Genomic DNA, 18877 nt, shown 5'->3' on the forward strand with positions numbered 1-18877 from the left:
CGAGGGAGAGACGGCTCCATGCCGAAGATGAAGACGCACAGTGGTGCGAAAAAGCGGTTCCGGATCACCGGTTCCGGCAAGATCATTCGCCGGCGTGCCAACCGGAAGCACCTTTTCGAGCACAAGCCGTCCACTCGTACGCGCCGGCTGGAGAATGACATCGTCATCTCCGAAGCCGACCGCAAGAAGATCAAGAAGCTGCTCGCTAAGTAACCCCCGGGGAGATAGATACACATGGCACGCGTGAAGCGGGCGCTCAACGCCAAGAAGAAGCGCCGCGTCGTCCTCGAGCGGGCGAGCGGCTACCGGGGTCAGCGGTCCAGGCTGTACCGCAAGGCCAAGGAGCAGATGCTCCACTCGATGACCTACGCCTACCGGGACCGCAAGGACAAGAAGGGCACCTTCCGGCGCCTCTGGATCCAGCGGGTGAACGCGGCGGCCCGGGCCAACGGCATGACCTACAACCGGTTCATCCAGGGCCTGCGGCTGGCCGGCATCGAGGTGGACCGCAAGATCCTGGCCGACCTCGCGGTCAACGACAGCCAGACCTTCGCCACGCTGGTCGAGGCCGCCAAGAAGGCGCTCCCGGCCGACGTGAACGCACCGGTCGCCTGACCCATTACTCGCGGGAGGGGCTCACCGACGAGGTGGGCCCCTCTTCGTGTTGCGGCTAAAGTCTTCCCCGAACCAAGGGGGATCATGTCCGAGCTGACCAACATCAAGTCGCCCCGGGTGAAGGCCGCCCGGCGGCTGACCAAGCGCGCCTTCCGGGACCGGGACCGCGCCTTCCTGGCCGAGGGGCCGCAGGCCGTCCGGGAGGCCCTGGCTCTGGACGGGGTCACGGTCGAGCTGTTCGCCACCGCCGAGGCCGAGCTGCGGCACCCTGAGATCGTCACCACCGCCAAGCTGGCCGGGGTGCCGGTCTTCCGGGCCAGCGGCGAGGTGATGGCCGAGCTGGCCCAGACGGTCACCCCGCAGGGGCTGCTGGCGGTGTGCCGGTTCGTGCACGTGCCGCTGGAGCAGGCGGTCGCCGCCGACGCGCGGCTGGTCGCGATCCTCGCGCACGTCCGCGACCCGGGGAACGCCGGGACCGTGCTGCGCACCGCGGACGCGGCGGGGGCCGACGCCGTGGTGTTCACCGACGCGTCGGTGGATCCGTACAACGGGAAGTGCGTGCGGGCCAGCGCGGGGAGCATCTTCCACCTGCCCGTGGTGACCGGGGTGCCGGTGGGCAAGGCCGTGCAGGACCTGAAGGGCCGCGGGTTCCGGGTGCTGGCGGCCGACGGGTCCGGGCGGCGCACCCTCGACGAGGTGGCGCTGGAGGCGCCGGTGGCGTGGCTGTTCGGCAACGAGGCCTGGGGGCTGCCCGCCGAGTTGCTGGCGCTCGCCGACGAGGTGGTCCGGGTGCCGATCTACGGGCGCGCCGAAAGCCTCAACCTGGCCACGGCCGCCGCTGTGTGCCTGTACGCCTCCGCGCGGGTTCACCGCCAGAAGTGAACACTCGTGGAAGAGCCGCGTACCGACGCTGACAGAGTGCTCGGGAAAACCGCTATTGTCGGGCCTGACGGCTCATAGAGCAGGTGTGACGGGTACTCGATCAGTGACCCCCGGCTGGAGGCGGTCCCCTTTGCGTGGCGAAAACACCCATGACCGGGTGCCAGACCCGGCGAGTGTGATCGCTGTAGATGATCTCCCGGACGGTTTGGTGGCCGTGGACGGAGCCGGCACGGTGCTGGCCGTCAACCGGGCCGCCGAGCGGCTCACCGGGGTGTCCAGGGGCGACGCGGTCGGCGCCCACCTCACCGACGTGCTGCCGTTCCGCGACTCCGACGGCCACGACTGGTGGAAGTGGCTGGACCCGTACGGCGGCCTGTCCACCCGGACCCGCCAGGTGGAGCGCCCCGTCGTGCTGGACCGCCGCGAGCTGCTGGTCGCCGCCCGGTTCGTCCGCAGCCCCGAGCGCGGCGGCCGGGTGATCCGGGTGGTGATCACCCTGAGGGACACCGCCGCCCGCAGCCGCCTGGAGCGCAGCCGCGCCGACCTGGTCTCCACCGTGGCGCACGAGCTGCGCTCCCCGCTGACCAGCGTGAAAGGCTTCACCGCGACCCTGCTGGCCAAGTGGGATCGGTTCAACGACGCGCAGAAGCTGGTCATGCTGCAGACCGTCAACGCCGACGCGGACCGGGTCACCCGCCTCATCACCGAACTGCTGGACGTGTCCAGGATCGAGTCGGGGCGGCTGGAGATCCGCCGCCAGGTGGTGGACATCCCGGCCAGGGCGCGCCGGCTCATCGCGGGCCGGGTGGCGGCGGGGGAGCCGGAGGACCGGTTCGTGCTGACCGTGGCGGGGGAACTCCCAGAGACTTGGCTTGATCAGGACAAGATTGACCAGATCCTTGGCAATCTGCTCGAAAACGCGGTGCGGCATGGGCGGGGTAAAGTCACTATTGTCGTAGAACCCGTGGAGTGGGGAGTGGCCGTGTCCGTGCGCGACGAGGGCGAGGGTGTCGCACCCGAGCAGGTCTCGCGCGTCTTCCGCCAGTTCTGGCGCGGCAACGGCCGCCGCCGCGGCGGCACCGGCCTGGGCCTGTTCATCGTGAAGGGCCTGGTGGAGGCGCACGGCGGCGCGATCAGCGTGCAGCGCGCCCCCGGCGGCGGCGCGGAGTTCCGATTTACCGTGCCCGCCGGGGCCCCAGACTTCGCCTAGGGCTTCTCCGGTGGGCTCTCCGGCGCGCGCCGCGCACTAGACGCGGCGGGAATAGACTTTGCTCGCTCAAGCCCTGGATACGGAGCTCTCTCTTGTCTGATTACGACCCGGTCGAGGTGACGCCGCTGCACGCCGACGAGCTGGCGCGCGCGGAGGCCGACGCCCTCGCCGCCATCAAGTCGGCCGCGGATCTCGACGCATTGAAGCAGGTGCGGCTCGCCCACGCCGGCGACCGTTCCCCCATCGCGCTGGCCAACCGGGAGATCGGCGCGCTGCCGCCGGCCGCCCGCGCCGAGGCCGGAAAGCGCATCGGCGGCGCCAGGAAGGCGATCGCCGACGCGCTCGCCGCCCGGCAGGCCGAGCTGGAGGCGGAACGGGACGCCAAGGTCCTCATCGAGGAGACCGTGGACGTCACGCTGCCCTGGGACCGCGCCCCGCGCGGCGCCCGCCATCCGCTGACCACGCTCCAGGAGCGCGTCGCCGACTGCTTCGTCGCGATGGGCTACGAGGTCGCGGAAGGCCCCGAGCTGGAAGCCGAGTGGTACAACTTCGACGCGCTCAACATCGCGCCCGACCACCCGGCCCGCTCCGACCACGACACCTTCTTCGTCGAATCGGTCGAATCCGGAAAAGTCCTGAGAACGCAGACGTCGCCGGTACAGATCCGGGCGCTGCTCGCCCGCGACCTCCCGGTGTACGTGATCTCGCCCGGCAAGGTGTTCCGCACCGACGAGCTGGACGCCACCCACACGCCGGTCTTCCACCAGGTGGAGGGCCTCGCCGTGGACAAGGGCCTGACGATGGCCCACCTGAAGGGCACGCTGGACCGGTTCGCCGAGGTCATGTTCGGCGAGGGCATCTCCACCCGGTTCCGGCCGAACTACTTCCCGTTCACCGAGCCGTCCGCCGAGATGGACCTGCGCTGCTTCGTCTGCCGGGGTTCCTCGGCCACGCCGGGCAGCCCGCCGTGCCGTACCTGCAAGTCCGAGGGCTGGATCGAGTGGGGCGGCTGCGGCATGGTCAACCCGCGGGTGCTGGTGGCCTGCGGCGTCGACCCGTCGGTCTACTCCGGCTTCGCCTTCGGCATGGGCATCGAGCGCACGCTGATGTTCCGCCACAACGCCGAGGACATGCGCGACATGATCGAGGGCGACATCCGGTTCACCCTGCCGTTCGGACTGGAGGTCTGATGAAGGTCCCGCTTTCCTGGCTGCGGGAGTATGTCGATCTCCCCGCCGTCACCGCGCACGAGGTCGCCGACAAGCTCACCGCGGCCGGGCTCAAACTGGAGAACATCGCCTCGCACGGCCACGAGATCAAGAACGTGGTGGTCGGCCGGGTGCTGGAGATCGAGGAGCTCGCCGAGTTCAAGAAGCCGATCCGGCACTGCAAGGTCGACGTCGGCGAGGCCGTGCCCCGCGAGATCGTCTGCGGCGCCGTCAACTTCGTCGTCGGCGACGTGGTGCCGGTGGCGCTGCCCGGCGCGGTGCTGCCGGGCGGGTTCGAGATCGGCTCCCGCAAGACCTACGGCCGCCTGTCCGACGGCATGATCTGCTCCGAGGCCGAGCTCGGCATCGCCGAGTCCTCGCCCGGCATCCTGGTGCTGCCCGCCGACACGATGATCGGCGCGGACGTGGTCGAGCTGCTCGGGCTGCGCGACGACGTGCTGGAGCTGGAGATCACGCCGGACTGCGGCTACGCGCTGTCCATCCGCGGCGTGGCCCGCGAGGCCGCCACCGCGTTCGGGGTGGCCTTCCGCGACCCGGCCGCGATCGACTACCCGGTCGCGGGCGGCGCCTCGCACCCGGCCGCGATCGCCGACCCCACCGCCTGCGACCGTTTCGTGCTGCGCGCCGTCTCCGGCTTCGACCCGGCCGCGCCGTCCCCGCTCTGGATGCGGGTACGGCTGGCGCGTTCCGGCATGCGCCCGGTCTCGCTGGCGGTGGACGTCACCAACTACGTGATGCTGGAGCTCGGCCAGCCCCTGCACGCCTTCGACCGGGCCACCGTCCAGGGCGAGATCGTGGTGCGGCGGGCCGAGCCGGGGGAGACCCTGGAGACGCTCGACCACGTCGTGCGCAAGCTGCACGTCGAGGACATCCTCATCACCGACGACTCGGGCCCGATCTCGATGGCGGGCACCATGGGCGGCCTGGCCACCGAGATCTCCGCGGGTTCCACCGACATCCTGATCGAGGCGGCGCACTTCTCCGCCACCGGCATCGCCCGCGAGTCCCGCCGCCACAACCTGGTCAGCGAGGCCTCCAAGCGGTTCGAGCGCGGCGTCGACCGCGAGCTGCCGATGGCGGCGTCCTGGCGGGCGGTGGATCTGCTGTGCACGCTCGGCGGCGGTACGGCCGAGCCGGGTGTCACGCACGCCTCCGTCGAGGTCGCACCGGTCGCCATCACCATCCCGGCGGGGCATCCGGGGCGGGTGGCGGGGGTGCCGTACTCGAAGGAGACCGTGGTCTGGCGGCTGGAGCAGGTCGGCTGCGAGGTCGTGGACGGCGCGGTGGCGCAGGGCGGCGGCCACGGGGTGGCCGCGTCCGGCGTGGTGTCCGGCGGTGACCTGGCCGGGAAGCTGGCGGTCACCGGGGAGGACCCGATCACGGTCTACCCGCCGTCCTGGCGGACCGATCTGACCGACCCGAACGACCTCGCCGAGGAGGTCATCCGGCTGGAGGGCTACGACCAGCTGCCCTCGGTGCTGCCCGCCGCCCCCGCCGGGGCCGGGCTCACCGAGACCCAGCGGCTCCGCCGCCGGGTCGGCCGCGCCCTGGCCCTATCCGGATATGTCGAGGTTTTGTCGTATCCGTTCATCGGGGTGCGGGATCTGGACGGCCTGCAGCTGCCCGAGGGCGACGCGCGCCGCCGCGCCACCCGGCTGGTCAACCCGCTCAGCGAGGACGAGCCGCTGATGCGGACCACGCTGCTGCCCGGCCTGCTCAAGACGCTGGTCCGCAACGTGGGCCGCGGCTTCGCCGACGTGGCGCTGTTCGAGACCGGCCTGGTCTACCGGCCCAAGCCCGACGCCCCGGCCACCGCGCCCATCCTCAAGGTGGACCGCAGGCCGGCCGACGACGAGCGGGACTGGATCGAGGCCGCGCTGCCGGACCAGCCGGTCCGGGTGGCGGTCGTGCTGGCCGGGGAGTTCGACCGGTCCGGCTGGTGGGGCCCGGGCCGCGCCGCCTCCTGGGCGGACGCGATCGAGGCCGCCCGTGCGGTGGCCCGCGAGGCCGGGGTCGCCCTGGACGTGCGGGCCGACCGGCACGAGCCGTGGCATCCCGGCCGCTGCGCCGCCCTCTACGTCGGTGACACGCTGGTCGGGCACGCGGGCGAGTTGCATCCGCGCGTCGTGGAGGCTTACGGGCTGCCGCCGCGCACGGCCGCGATGGAGCTGGAACTGTCCCGCCTCACCCCGGCCGGGCCCGCGCAGACGCCGCCGGTGTCCACCTACCCGGTGGCCACCCAGGATGTGGCGCTGATAGTCCCGGCCGACACCCCGGTGACGGCGGTCGAGGCGGCGCTGCGGGCGGGCGCGGGCGAGCTGCTGGAGTCGATCCGGCTGTTCGACGTGTACGCGGGCGCGCAGGTGGGCGCGGGCAACAAGTCGCTCGCCTACACGCTGCGCTTCCGCGCGCCGGACCGCACGCTGACCGCCGAGGAGACCACCGCCGCCCGGGAGGCCGCCGTCGCGGTCGCCGCCGAGCGCACGGGAGCCCAGCTGCGCGGAGCATAACCAGGGCCGCCCGATCCCATCCGGGAGGAGAATCCCGGATGGGATCAGGCGGCGGCGGACTGCTCCCCCCGGCGAGCACGCTGCTCAAGCGCGTGTTCGTCGGTGCGGGCGTCGTACGCCCGGAACCTGGGCAGCAGCGCGCCAAGCGCGAGTACCCCGCCGACGCACAGCAGCCCGCCCGCCCCCAGCGAGAAACGTTCCCCGCCCAGGTGGGACATGAGCCCGGCCCTGCCGTTGCCCAGCATCGGCCCCGCCGAGTACGACAGCAGCTCGATCCCCGCCAGCCGCCCCCGGTACTCATCCGGGATGGTCTGATTCCAGATCATGCCCCGGAAGATGCCGCTGATCATGTCCGCGCCCCCGGCGAACACCAGGCAGGCCACGATCAGCCAGATGTTCGGCATGATCGCCGCGACGGCCACGCCCACGCCCCAGAGGGCCGCCGAGACGATCACCCCGAGGCCGTGCCGGTGCACGTGCGCCGTCCATCCCGACGTGAGCGAGGCGAGCACCGACCCGATGCCGCCCGCCGCCGCGAGCAGGCCGAGCGCGAACCGCTCGTTCTCGCCGCCGTAGTGCTCGGCCAGGAACGGGAAGAGCGCGTTGGACATGGCGAAGAACATCGCCGCCATGTCCACCAGGTAGGTGCCCATCAGGTCGGGCCGGCGCACCGCGTACCTGACCCCGTCGAGCAGGGACTCCAGCGAGGGCGGCGCCGCGTCCTCGGCCGGGGCGACCGTCGCCACCCGCACCAGCAGCGTCAGCGACAGCAGGAACGACACCACGTCGATGCCATAAGAGGTCGCGGGCCCGAAGCTCACCACGATCACCCCGCCGAGGGCGGGCCCCGCGATGCCCCCGATATTGCGGGTCATGCCCTGGATCGCGAAGGCCGCCCCCATCTGGTCGAGCTTGAGCACCCGGTTGATGACCGCCTGCTCGCTCGGCCCGCGCACGCTGTACAGCCCCGCGCTCAGCGCCCCCACCACGAACAGCACCCACACCTGCGGCTCCGGCATCAGGGCGTTCACCATGAGCAGCAGCGAGGCGCCGCAGAGCCCCACCTCGGAATAAATCATGATCTTGCGCCGATCCAGCGCGTCCGCGATGGCGCCGCCCCACAGCCCGCCGACCACCATCGGCACGAACTCCACCACACTGACCAGGCCCACCATCAACGGCGAATCGGTCAGCTCCTTCATCTGGTACGGCACCGCGACCAGCGTGATGAAGCTCCCGAACATGGTCACCAGCGAGGATCCCAGCAGCAGCCGGAAGTCACGCGATTCACGGATGGGGCTCACGTCCATGCGCATACGCCGCAGGAAGCCCAGGGAAGTTCGTGACACGAACGGCCATAATCGCCGGATCGGCGGCACGACCGCAACGCATTTTCGCGCTAGCGCGAGCGGCGGCAACAGTGGTCAGATGTCACACATCCACTCACACGCGGCCAAGGCAGAGTCCAAACTGTCAAACACCATGGGGCGGTGAAAACGTGTGCTGAGGACTTACCAGGAGATCCGTGACAAGGTTAACGAGCTCGCCCGGGAGTCCCTCCTGAATCAGTTGCCGGAGAGGGCGCGGCCGCAGTTTCTGGCCGAGTACGAGGCGGTCGCGGAGGCGGCGCCGGAGCGGCTTCAGGAATTCCTTCACCAGTGGTGGATGAAGGCGTTCGAATCCTGAGGGAGTCAGGTGCCCAGCACCTGCTGGCGGAGCCGGGTCTTGAGGATCTTGCCGCCGGGGTTCCTGGGCAGGTCCGATTCGTGGAACCAGATTCTGACCGGGATTTTGAACGGCGCCAGGGACTCCTTCAGGAAGGCCTGGAGTTCTTCCTGGGTGGCGGGGGAGCGGAGTTTAACGATCGCGCCGACCTGTTCGCCGAGCTCGTCGTCGGGGATGCCGATGACGGCGGCGTCGTCGATGGCGGGGTGTTCGAAGAGGGCGGCCTCCACCTCGGCGCAGTAGACGTTCTCGCCGCCCCTGATGACCATGTCCTTGGCGCGGTCGACGATGTAGACGAAGCCCTCGTCGTCGACGCGGGCCAGGTCGCCGGTGTGGAGCCAGCCGCCGACGATGGTCTCCGCGGTGGCGTCGGGGCGGTTCCAGTAGCCCATGATGACGATCGGGCCGCGCAGGCAGAGCTCGCCGACCTGGCCGCGCGGGAGTTCCGCGCCGGTGGGCTCGCAGATCCTGACGTCGACGACGGGCAGGGGGAGGCCGACGCTGCCGGGTCTGGCGAGGTAGCTCCTGCCGCTGTTGTAGATGGCGAGGGCGGTCGTCTCGGTCATGCCGTACCCGTTGGAGGGCGTGCGGCCGGGGAGGAGTTCGGTGAGGCGTTCGAGGAGTTTGGGCGGGGCGGGAGCGCCGCCGTACGAGACTCCGGACAGGGTGGAGATGTCGTAGGAGTCGAGCGAGGGGTGGGAGAGGAGCTGCCAGGCGTTGGTGGGCACGCCGCTCAGCACGGTGATCTTCTCACGTTCGATGAGCCGCAGGGCGGCCTCGGGGTTCCACTTGTACATGAGGATCAGGCCGTTGCCGCTGAACATGGTGGTGAGCAGGACGGCGAAGCAGCCGGTCGCGTGGAACAACGGCACGGTGAGCAGGGTGATCCGGCGCTGCTTGAGTGATTCGCCCGGATCTCTGCCGGCCAGGGCGACGCCGCGCGTCATCGCGTACGCGACGGTCATCGGCGCCTGGGCGAGGTTCCGGTGGCTGCCGAGGGCGCCTTTGGGGTGGCCGGTCGTGCCGGAGGTGTAGAAGATCGTGGCGGGGTCTTCGGGGCGGATGTCAGCGGGTGGAAGCACGACATCAGGTGAAATTTCGCCCAGGACCTCATGCCAGTCGGCCCCCGGCGAACCGGAGGAGCGGGTGACGATCATCGGGATGTCGATTCCGGCCAGTTTGGCCGCGCGTTCCCCGTCTGCGATCAATAGCGTCGCTCCCGAGTCGGACAGGCCGTATTCCAGCTCCCGCCGGGTCCACCACGCGTTCAGCGGAACCGCGACGGCGCCGATCGCGAGCGTCGCCGAGAACGCGACGATCCACTCCGGGTAGTTCCGCATCGCGATCGCGACCCGGTCGCCCTTGCGCACCCCGAGGGAGTCCGCGAGCCGGTGCGCGAGGGTGGCGGCGAGCCGGAAATGCTCGGCGTAGGTGAGCCGCTCGTCCTCGTACACGACGAATTCCTTGCCGCCGTGGAAGGCGCTGTTCTCCAGCAGCGCCCTGAATGTCGCGGGCGCGTGCTTCCAGGCCCGTACGCCCCCGCCCACGTCCTCCATCTCGAACAGCTGCCCCGGCGCCGTCAACCGGGCCTGGACCTGGTCGTTCGTGATGCTCATCCCACGGCTCCCTCACCAAAGGCGGATATTTCACGATACCGACCAGTAGGTATGTGCGCCAAGATCCCGCCACAAGTCCACTCCGTGGACGCTGGCTTGCATGCTCATGCTTCCCGGTGCATACTCTCGTTGAGAGGCAAGAAAATAAGCCCCAGTGCATAAACATACAATCCGGGGGGATAAGGGTGAAAGCGGCCATCGCCGGAGCGAGCGGATACGCCGGAGGCGAGCTGCTCCGGCTCCTGCTCGCCCATCCCGGCATCCAGATCGGCACGCTCACCGCGGGATCGAGCGCGGGCACCACGCTCGGCGAGCACCAGCCCCACCTGCCCGCCCTCGCCGACCGGATCATCGAGCCCACCGGCCCCGACACCCTCAGCGGTCACGACGTCGTCTTCCTCGCCCTCCCGCACGGCGCGTCCGCCGCCATCGCCGCCCAGCTCGGCCAGGACACCCTGATCGTGGACTGCGGCGCCGACTTCCGCCTCAGCAGCGCGGCCGACTGGACCGAGTTCTACGGCGGCCCGCACGCGGGCACCTGGCCTTACGGCCTGCCGGAACTCCCCGGCCAGCGCGAGATCCTGGCGAACACCAAGCGGATCGCGGTCCCGGGCTGCTATCCCACCTCGGTCACCCTCGGCCTGTTCCCCGCGTTCGCCGCGGGACTGGTCGAACCCGACGTGGTGGTGGTCGCCGCCAGCGGCACCAGCGGCGCGGGCCGCTCGCTCAAGACGTCCCTGCTCGGCAGTGAGGTGATGGGCTCGGTCAGCGCGTACGGCGTGGGCGGCACGCACCGGCACACCCCCGAGATGACCCAGAACCTCTCCATCGTCGCCGGTCAGCCGGTCCGGGTATCCTTCACTCCGACGCTCGCCCCGATGGCACGCGGCATCCTCGCCACCTGCTCCGCCCCCGCCACCCCCGGCCTCACGAAGGCGCGGCTCCGGGAGGCGTACCAGGAGGCGCTCAAGGACGAGCCGTTCGTATACCTGCTCCCGGAGGGCAGGTGGCCCGCGACCGCGATGACCCTCGGCGCCAACACGGCCGTGCTGCAGGTGGCGCTCGACGAGCGGGCCGGGCGCGTGATCGCCGTGGTGGCCATCGACAACCTGACCAAGGGCACCGCCGGGGGCGCGATCCAGAGCGCCAACCTCGCGCTCGGCCTGCCCGAGGAGCTCGGCCTGCCCACCACCGGCGTAAGCCCCTAAAAGGTGTCAGCCCGTAAAGGAGAGCACCAGATGAGCGTGACCGCCCCCCTCGGCTTCCGGGCCGCGGGCATCGCCGCCGGCATCAAGAAGCGGCAGGGCCCGCCCGACCCGGCCAACGACAGCCGCGACCTGGCCCTGGTCGTCAACGACGGCCCGTCCAGGGCGGCCGCCGGAGTCTTCACCAGGAACCGGGTCAAGGCCGCCCCCGTGCTGTGGTCGGCGCAGGTCGTCGAGGGCGGCCTGGTCCGCGCCGTGGTGCTCAACTCGGGCGGCGCCAACGCCTGCACCGGGCCCGCCGGCTTCCAGGACACGCACGCCACCGCCGAGAAGGTCGCCGAGGTGCTCCAGGACTCGGCGGGGGAGATCGTGGTCTGCTCGACCGGCCTGATCGGCGAGCGGCTGCCGATGGACCCGCTGCTGGCCGGGATCGACACGGCCGCCGCCCAGCTGTCCCGGGACGGCGGCGTGGCCGCCGCGGACGCGATCAGGACCACCGACACGGTCAGCAAGATCGCCTTCCGCCGGGGCGAGGGCGGTTACATGGTCGGCGGCATGGCCAAGGGCGCGGGCATGCTGGCCCCGGCGCTGGCGACCATGCTGAGCGTGCTCACCACCGACGCCGACCTGACCTCCCGGGAACTCGACGAGGTGCTGCGCCGGGCCGTCTCGGTCACCTTCGACCGGCTCGACGCCGACGGCTGCATGTCCACCAACGACACCGTGCTGCTGCTGGCCAGCGCCGCCTCCGGCGTCCGGCCCGACCTGGCCGAGTTCGAGCGCAAGGTCACCGAGGTCTGCGCCGACCTGTGCCGCCAGCTGCTGGTGGACGCCGAGGGCGCGAGCAAGGCGATCGCGATCGAGGTGGTCGGGGCCGCGTCGGTCGAGGACGCGGTGGACGTCGGGCGTACCGTGTCGCGGAGCAACCTGCTCAAGTGCGCCCTGCACGGCGAGGACCCCAACTGGGGGCGGGTGCTCAGCGCGGTCGGCACGACCGACGCGGAGTTCGAGCCGGACCGGCTGAACGTGGCGATCAACGGCATCTGGATCTGCCGGGGCGGCGCGGCCGGGGACGACCGGTCCAAGGTGGACCTGCGCCCCCGGGACGTGACGATCACCATCGACCTGTCCGCGGGCCCGCACTCGGCCACCATCCACACCACCGACCTGACCGCGGCCTACGTGCACGAGAACTCGGCCTACTCCTCATGACACTGGAGAAAGCCCAGACCCTGATCGAGGCGCTGCCGTGGCTGGCGCGCTTCCACGGCGCCACCATCGTGATCAAATACGGTGGTCATGCCATGACCGAGGACCATCTGCGCGCGCACTTCGCCGACGACGTGGTCTTCCTGCGGTACGCGGGGCTGCGCCCCGTGATCGTGCACGGCGGCGGCCCGCAGATCAACGCCCACCTGGACCGGCTCGGCATCGAGTCGAGCTTCACCGCCGGGCTGCGGGTGACCACCCCGGAGGCCATGCAGGTGGTCCGGATGGTGCTGGTCGGCCAGGTCAACCGGGACGTGGTCGCCGCGATCAACCGGCACGGCCCGTTCGCGGTCGGCCTGTCCGGCGAGGACGCCCACCTGCTCACCGCCGAGCGCAAGCACGCGCTGGTGGACGGCGCCGAGGTCGACATCGGCCAGGTCGGCGAGATCGTCCGGGTGGACGCGGACACCGTCGTGGCGCTGCTCGACAACGGCCGCATCCCGGTCGTCTCCTCGATCGCGCGCGGCGAGGACGGCACCGTCTACAACGTCAACGCCGACACCGCCGCCGCCGCGCTCGCGGTGGCGCTGAAGGCGTCCAAGCTGATCGTGCTGACCGACGTCGAAGGCCTGTACGCGGACTGGCCGCACAGCACCGACGTGATCTCCACCATCGAGAGCTCCGACCTGGCCGAACTGCTGCCCGGCCTGTCCGCCGGCATGGTCCCCAAGATGGAGGCCTGCCTGACGGCCGTGCGCGGCGGCGTGCCGCAGGCGCACGTGCTGGACGGCCGCAAACCGCACGCGATCCTGCTGGAGATCTTCACCGACGAGGGCATCGGCACCATGGTCCGGCCCGACACCCCGAAGGAGGGGGCATGACCCTCTTTGACCGGTTCGAGCGGGCGTTCATGCCCAACTACGGCGTGCCGCCGGTCGCGCTCGCCCGCGGCGAGGGCACCCGGGTGTGGGACGTGGACGGCAAGGAATACCTCGACTTCATCGGCGGCATCGCGGTCACCTCGCTCGGGCACGCCCATCCGGCGCTCGTCGAAGCCGTCTCCACCCAGGTCGCGACGCTCGCGCACACCTCCAACCTGTTCCTGCACGAGCCGGAGGTGAAGCTGGCCGAGCGGCTGCTCGACCTGCTGGAGCACCCCGGCCGGGTCTTCCTGGCCAACTCCGGCACCGAAGCCAACGAAGCCGCCCTGAAACTCGCCATCAAATACGGCAAGACCACCGGCCGCACCTATGTCGTGTCGGCCGAGATGAGCTTCCATGGGCGCACCCTCGGCTCCCTGTCGCTGACCGGCAAACCGTCAATCCGCGACCAGTTCGGGCCGTTCCCGGCTGATGTGCGTTTCGTCCCGTACGGCGACGCCGACGCGCTGGCCAAAGCCGTCGACGAGAACTGCGCGGCCATCTTCCTGGAGCCCACGCAGGGCGAGGCCGGAGTCGTGCCGCCGCCGGACGGGTATTTCGCCGCCGCGCGGGAGATCGCCACCCGGACCGGCGCGCTGCTGGTCGCGGATGAGATCCAATCGGCCATCGGCCGTACCGGGCACTGGTTCGCGCACCAGGCGGACGGGGTCCTCCCCGACATCCTCACCCTGGCCAAGGGGCTCGGCGGCGGCCTGCCGATCGGCGCGGTGGTCGGCTTCGGCGACGCTGGGACGATCTTCGCCGCGGGGGAGCACGGTTCCACGTTCGGCGGCAATCCGGTCTCCTGCGCGGCGGCGCTGGCCGTGCTGGACAACGTCGATCTCGCCCATGTCCGCGTGGTGGCCCAGCGGCTGCGGGACGGGCTGGAGTCGATCGCGCATCCGCTGCTCAAGGGCGTACGCGGGCGGGGGCTCTGGCTGGCCACCGTGCTCACCGAGGACCGCGCCGCCCAGGTGCAGGCCGCCGCGCAGCGGGCGGGCTTCCTGGTCAACGCCGTCCAGCCCGACGCGATCCGGCTGGCCCCGCCGCTGATCATCACCCCGGCCGAGATCGACGCGTTCCTCGCGGCCTACCCCGCGATCCTTACAGAGGCCCAAAATGGTTAGACATTTCCTGCGAGACGATGATTTGTCGCCCGCCGAGCAGGCCGAGATCCTCGACCTCGCCGAAGCGATGAAGAAGGACAGGTACGGCTACCGCCCCTACGAGGGCCCCAAAACCGTCGCCATCCTGTTCGACAAGCAGTCCACCCGCACTCGCGTCTCCTTCGCCGTCGGCATCGGCGACCTGGGCGGCCTGCCGCTGATCATCGACGGCGGCACCTCCCAGCTGGGCCGGGGCGAGCCCATCGAGGACACCGCCAGGGTCCTGACCCGCCAGGTCGCCGCCATCGTCTGGCGCACCTCCGGCCAGGACAGGATCGAGGCCATGGCCTCGGCCAGCGAGATCCCCGTCGTGAACGCGCTCACCGACCAGTTCCACCCCTGCCAGGTCCTCGCCGACCTGCAGACCATCCGCGAGCACAAGGGCGCCCTGACCGGCCTCACCCTCGCCTACTTCGGGGACGGCGCCAACAACATGGCGCACTCCTACCTGCTCGGCGGCGCCACGGCCGGGATGCACATCCGGATCTGCGCGCCCGGCGGCTACCACCCCGATCCCGCGATCGTGTCCGACGCCGCCGCCATCGCCGCGGGCACCGGCGGATCCGTCGCCGTGCTCGACGACCCTGCCGCGGCCGCCCGGGACGCCGACGTGCTCGCCACCGACACATGGGTGTCCATGGGGCAGGAAGGCAAGGACGAGCGGATCGCGGCGTTCACGCCGTACCAGGTGAACGCCGAGCGGCTCGCCGAGGCGGCGCCCGGCGCGATCGTGCTGCACTGCCTGCCCGCCTACCGCGGCCTGGAGATCTCCGCCGACGTGCTCGACGGCGCGCACAGCGTCGTCTGGGACGAGGCCGAGAACCGGCTGCACGCCCAGAAGGCCCTGCTGCACTGGCTGGACGCGCGATGAGCATCCCGCTGACCAAGACCGCCCGGCACGCCAGGATCGTCGAGCTGCTCACCCGCAACAAGATCAGATCCCAGCCCGAACTGGCCAAACTGCTCGGCGAGAGCGGGGTCGAGGTCACCCAGGCCACCCTCTCCCGCGACCTGGACGAGCTCGGCGCGATGAAGCTGCGGGCCGACGACGGCACCCTCGTCTACGCCGTGCCCGGCGAGGGCGGCGAGCGCATCCCGCTCTACCGCACCGGGAACACCGGCGAGAACCCGGACGCCCGGCTGCGCCGGCTGGCCGAGGAGCTCCTGGTGTCGGCGGAGGCGTCGGCCAACCTGGTGATCCTGCGCACCCCGCCGGGCGCCGCCCAGTTCCTCGCCTCCGCGATCGACCACGCCGACTGGGAGTCCATCCTCGGCACGGTCGCCGGGGACGACACGATTCTCGTCATCAGCCGCGACCCCCACGGAGGTGACGTTCTGGCCGAATCCATGCTTCGGCTGACCAACCGTTCGCGTACCAACTCACTGGAGAAGCAATCATGAGCGACCGCGTCGTACTCGCCTTCTCAGGCGGCCTCGACACCTCTGTGGCCATTCCGTTCCTGGCGGAGAAGATCAACGCCGAGGTCATCGCGGTGGCCGTCGACGTCGGCCAGGGCGGCGAGGACATGGAAGTGATCCGCAAGCGTGCCCTCGACTGCGGCGCGGTGGAGTCGGTCGTGGTGGACGCCAGGGAGGAGTTCGCCGCCGACTTCTGCGTGCCCGCGCTGCAGGCCAACGCGCTCTACATGGACCGTTACCCGCTGGTGTCCGCGCTGTCCCGGCCCTTGATCGTCAAGCACCTGGCCGCCGCCGCGCAGCGCCACGGCGGGACGATCGTCTCGCACGGCTGCACCGGCAAGGGCAACGACCAGGTCCGCTTCGAGGCCGGCCTGGCCGCCCTGCACCCCGAGTTGAAGGTCATCGCCCCGGCGCGCGACTACGCGTGGACCCGGGACAAGGCCATCGCGTACGCGGAGGAGAAGAACCTCCCCATCGAGACCACCAAGAAGAACCCGTACTCCATCGACCAGAACATCTGGGGCCGCGCGGTCGAGACCGGCTTCCTGGAGGACATCTGGAACGGCCCGATCGAGGACGTATACGCCTACACCGCCGACCCGGCCGAGCCCCGCGAGGCCGACGAGGTCATCATCACCTTCCAGTCCGGCGTGCCCGTCGCCCTGGACGGCCGCCCGCTGAGCCCGTTCCAGATCATCGCCGAACTCAACGCCCGGGCCGGCGCCCAGGGCGTCGGCCGCCTGGACATGGTCGAGGACCGCCTGGTCGGCATCAAGTCCCGCGAGGTGTACGAGGCCCCCGGCGCGATCACCCTGATCACCGCCCACATGGAGCTGGAGAACGTCACCGTCGAGCGCGACCTGGCCCGCTTCAAGCGGAGCGTGGACCAGCGCTGGGGCGAGCTGGTCTACGACGGCCTGTGGTTCTCGCCGCTGAAGAAGTCCCTGGACGCCTTCATCGCCGACGCCCAGCGGCACGTCACCGGCGAGATCCGGATGACCCTGCACGGCGGCCGCGCCGTCGTCACCGGCCGCCGCTCCGAGACCTCCCTGTACGACTTCTCCCTGGCCACCTACGACACGGGCGACACCTTCGACCAGTCCCTGGCCAAGGGCTTCGTGGAGCTTTGGTCGCTGCCCAGTAAGATCGCCGCGGCCCGCGACGCGCGGGCCTGATCGCCGTACGGCGGGGCCTCGACGGGGCCCCGCCGACACCCCCTCCTGGCGGCCCCAGGTTGTGCCGCGCTGGGGGCGCTGGATCGAATCTGGCCTTTCAGGATCGCCCAGACGCTGTCCGGAATCTCTAGGGCACCCATCCTCAATCAAATCCGAGAGCGCTATACGTGTTGCGGTTGCGACCCCTCGCACGGGCGACGAGGACCCGAGCCGAAGGTGAGCACGTTGGTGTTGTTCGTCACGTTGCCGCCCCTGCGAGGGGTCACAACACCTGACGCTGGCCTACGACGAAACCCTGGTCCTGGAGTCCTCAGAGGGCGGTTCGCGAGTTGATGCCCCTTTCGTCGTTGGGGTTGGGTTACCGGCGCGTCGGCAGCCGCCGCGGCGAGGGGGTGACCCTGCGCACCATGAGCCTGTTCCACCGGGCGACAGGCGAGTACGGCCCGGCGATCGAGACCGCCGAAGCCGCGGCGGCCATCTTCGGCCAGCTCGGCGACAGGCTGATGGAAGGGTATTCGGTCCACGCGCGGGCCAAAGCCCAGCTGCGCCTGGGCCAGATCAAGGAAGCCCTGGCTCCGCTGGAGGAGGCGCTGTCGATCTGCCAGGCGATGGGCAACCGGTGGGGGCTGGGGGTCACCCTGCGCACCCTGGGCGAGCTTCACCTGGCCGACGGCAACCTGAGGGACGCGGACGCCTGCCTGACCGCGGCGATGGAGGTGTGGCAGGACATGGAGGCCCCGCTCTGGTGCGCCCGCACCGAACGCGATCTCGCTCTGCTACATGAGGCCCGCGGTGAGCCGGAGAAGGCGGCGGCGATCCGGGCCGAGGCCATGAAGGTCTTCCACGACCACGGCGCCCGCGAGTACGGCGAGCTCACCGAGGGTGCCACCGCGCTCTGAAAGCCACCCGCCGCGGATTTTCAGCGGATTTTCAGCGCCCGGCTCGAACCTTTCGGTGCAAGGACGACAACGCTCCTTCACCGGAAGGAATCGCATGAAACGTCTGATCTCCGGCGCCCTCGGCATGACCACTGCGGCGGCCCTCGCCTTCACGGGCGTCGCGGTGACCACCGTCGCGGTCGCCACACCCGCCCACGCCGCCTCCACGGCCGGCGGGCAGATCACTCGCTCCGAGATCCTGGCCCGGGCCCAATACTGGGTCGACCCCCCTCAGGAATACACCTACTTAAACAGCTCCGACACGAGCACATGGCGGACCGGCCCTACCGGAGGTGAAAAGTACCGCCGCGACTGTTCCGGGCTCATCTCGATGGTCTGGCACCTACCCCAGGGCTACTACGACACAAGCGTCTACGAGAGCTGGATCGGTGGCCCCCAGCTCACGCGTCTGGCCAGCTTCAATGACCTCCAGCCGGGAGACGCCGTCCTCCGGGTGAATTTCAAAGGCCTGTCGGATCACACTGAGCTTTTCGACCACTGGAAGAACCCCGCCAACCACGGCGAAGGCGCCTACTTCTACTCGTTCAACAGCACCGGCGAGACGGTGCGAAACCCGTACAAGAACAGCAACTTCCAGAACCTAGGCTTCCGCTCGCTGAGTGACATCACCAGCAACTTCGAGCACGCCATCCACTACAACAACACCATCGACGACCCGGGGGCCGTGCCGAGTGACGATGAGATCGGCAACGGAGCTCTGCGGGCCGATTTCAACGGCGATGGTCTCGGTGACGTGGCGGCGTTCTACGACTATCCGGGGCTTCGCACGGTGCTGTTCGTCTGGTCCGCCAAATCCGGTGGCGGGTTCAACGGCCCGGTGAACGTGTGGGATTCGGGTGCCGGCGGTTGGGATCAGACGCGGTCCAAGCCGGTCAGCGGTGACTTCAACGGTGACGGCCGCACCGATGTCGGGGTGTTCTACGACTATCCGGGGCTTCGCACCGTCCTGTTCACCTGGACGGCGAAGGCCGGTGGCGGGTTCAACGCCCCGGTCAATGTCTGGGATTCGGGTGCCGGCGGTTGGGATCAGACGCGGT

General features: G+C 70.3%; 18 protein-coding genes. 16 read left to right on the forward strand and 2 right to left on the reverse strand.

The features are described 5' to 3' along the window. The first annotated feature begins 18 nt into the window (after nucleotides 1–18). The 6 genes from rpmI (at nucleotide 19) to Amac_RS40875 (ending at nucleotide 6446) form a co-directional block, all read left to right on the forward strand. On the forward strand, nucleotides 19–213 hold the full coding sequence (gene rpmI, locus Amac_RS40850) for a 50S ribosomal protein L35 (protein WP_155359791.1): 195 nt from the start codon (nucleotides 19–21) through the stop codon (nucleotides 211–213). A 21-nt stretch (nucleotides 214–234) separates the two neighbouring features. Further along, entirely contained in the window at nucleotides 235–615 is a 381-nt protein-coding gene (gene rplT / locus Amac_RS40855; RefSeq protein WP_155346686.1) for a 50S ribosomal protein L20, read from the forward strand. An 84-nt stretch (nucleotides 616–699) separates the two neighbouring features. After that, a complete protein-coding gene (locus Amac_RS40860) occupies nucleotides 700–1497 on the forward strand; it encodes a TrmH family RNA methyltransferase (protein ID WP_155359792.1) in 798 nt (265 codons plus the stop codon). 130 nt (nucleotides 1498–1627) lie between these two features. Next, a complete protein-coding gene (locus tag Amac_RS40865; RefSeq protein ID WP_155359793.1) occupies nucleotides 1628–2707 on the forward strand; it encodes a sensor histidine kinase in 1080 nt (359 codons plus the stop codon). A gap of 92 nt (nucleotides 2708–2799) precedes the next feature. After that, nucleotides 2800–3897 (forward strand): phenylalanine--tRNA ligase subunit alpha, encoded by a 1098-nt coding sequence (pheS, locus tag Amac_RS40870; RefSeq protein WP_155359794.1) that lies wholly within the window; start codon nucleotides 2800–2802, stop codon nucleotides 3895–3897. Then, complete coding sequence (locus Amac_RS40875; RefSeq protein ID WP_155359795.1) at nucleotides 3897–6446, forward strand: phenylalanine--tRNA ligase subunit beta; 2550 nt, start codon at nucleotides 3897–3899, stop codon at nucleotides 6444–6446. The genes pheS and Amac_RS40875 overlap by 1 nt, the downstream gene beginning before the upstream one ends. Nucleotides 6447–6490: 44 nt before the next feature. On the opposite strand, the gene Amac_RS40880 is transcribed toward Amac_RS40875, so the two are convergent. Beyond that, nucleotides 6491–7795 carry an MFS transporter gene (locus tag Amac_RS40880; RefSeq protein WP_246269037.1) on the reverse strand — a complete coding sequence of 435 codons (1305 nt, stop codon included), beginning with the start codon at nucleotides 7793–7795 and terminating at the stop codon, nucleotides 6491–6493. Between the two features lie 151 nt (nucleotides 7796–7946). Between Amac_RS40880 and Amac_RS40885 the strand changes: the two genes are divergently transcribed. Continuing rightward, nucleotides 7947–8132, forward strand: a complete 186-nt coding sequence (locus Amac_RS40885; RefSeq protein WP_155359796.1) for a hypothetical protein — start codon at nucleotides 7947–7949, stop codon at nucleotides 8130–8132. Between the two features lie 5 nt (nucleotides 8133–8137). On the opposite strand, the gene Amac_RS40890 is transcribed toward Amac_RS40885, so the two are convergent. Further along, nucleotides 8138–9787: a class I adenylate-forming enzyme family protein gene (locus Amac_RS40890; protein WP_155359797.1), complete on the reverse strand. Its 1650-nt coding sequence runs from the start codon at nucleotides 9785–9787 to the stop codon at nucleotides 8138–8140. Between the two features lie 179 nt (nucleotides 9788–9966). Between Amac_RS40890 and argC the strand changes: the two genes are divergently transcribed. From argC to Amac_RS40935, 9 genes are all read left to right on the forward strand, one after another. Continuing rightward, entirely contained in the window at nucleotides 9967–10995 is a 1029-nt protein-coding gene (gene argC, locus Amac_RS40895; protein WP_155359818.1) for an N-acetyl-gamma-glutamyl-phosphate reductase, read from the forward strand. Nucleotides 10996–11025: 30 nt separating this feature from the next. After that, the gene (gene argJ / locus Amac_RS40900) at nucleotides 11026–12204 is read left to right on the forward strand and encodes a bifunctional glutamate N-acetyltransferase/amino-acid acetyltransferase ArgJ (protein WP_155359798.1); all 1179 of its coding nucleotides are present in this window, start codon (nucleotides 11026–11028) and stop codon (nucleotides 12202–12204) included. Beyond that, entirely contained in the window at nucleotides 12201–13082 is an 882-nt protein-coding gene (gene argB / locus Amac_RS40905; protein WP_155359799.1) for an acetylglutamate kinase, read from the forward strand. The genes argJ and argB overlap by 4 nt, the downstream gene beginning before the upstream one ends. Beyond that, on the forward strand, nucleotides 13079–14248 hold the full coding sequence (locus Amac_RS40910) for an acetylornithine transaminase (protein WP_155359800.1): 1170 nt from the start codon (nucleotides 13079–13081) through the stop codon (nucleotides 14246–14248). Before argB ends, Amac_RS40910 begins: the two co-directional genes overlap by 4 nt. Next, on the forward strand, nucleotides 14241–15158 hold the full coding sequence (argF, locus tag Amac_RS40915) for an ornithine carbamoyltransferase (RefSeq protein ID WP_155359801.1): 918 nt from the start codon (nucleotides 14241–14243) through the stop codon (nucleotides 15156–15158). Before Amac_RS40910 ends, argF begins: the two co-directional genes overlap by 8 nt. Next, nucleotides 15155–15688, forward strand: a complete 534-nt coding sequence (locus Amac_RS40920) for an arginine repressor (RefSeq protein WP_155359802.1) — start codon at nucleotides 15155–15157, stop codon at nucleotides 15686–15688. The genes argF and Amac_RS40920 overlap by 4 nt, the downstream gene beginning before the upstream one ends. Beyond that, complete coding sequence (locus tag Amac_RS40925) at nucleotides 15685–16881, forward strand: argininosuccinate synthase (protein WP_155359803.1); 1197 nt, start codon at nucleotides 15685–15687, stop codon at nucleotides 16879–16881. Before Amac_RS40920 ends, Amac_RS40925 begins: the two co-directional genes overlap by 4 nt. A 407-nt stretch (nucleotides 16882–17288) precedes the next feature. After that, a complete protein-coding gene (locus tag Amac_RS40930; protein ID WP_155359804.1) occupies nucleotides 17289–17780 on the forward strand; it encodes a tetratricopeptide repeat protein in 492 nt (163 codons plus the stop codon). 94 nt (nucleotides 17781–17874) lie between these two features. Beyond that, the coding region (locus Amac_RS40935; protein ID WP_170322916.1) for an FG-GAP repeat domain-containing protein at nucleotides 17875–18877 on the forward strand (1003 nt) is incomplete at its 3' end.

Source organism: Acrocarpospora macrocephala, assembly GCF_009687865.1.
GTDB lineage: Bacteria > Actinomycetota > Actinomycetes > Streptosporangiales > Streptosporangiaceae > Acrocarpospora > Acrocarpospora macrocephala.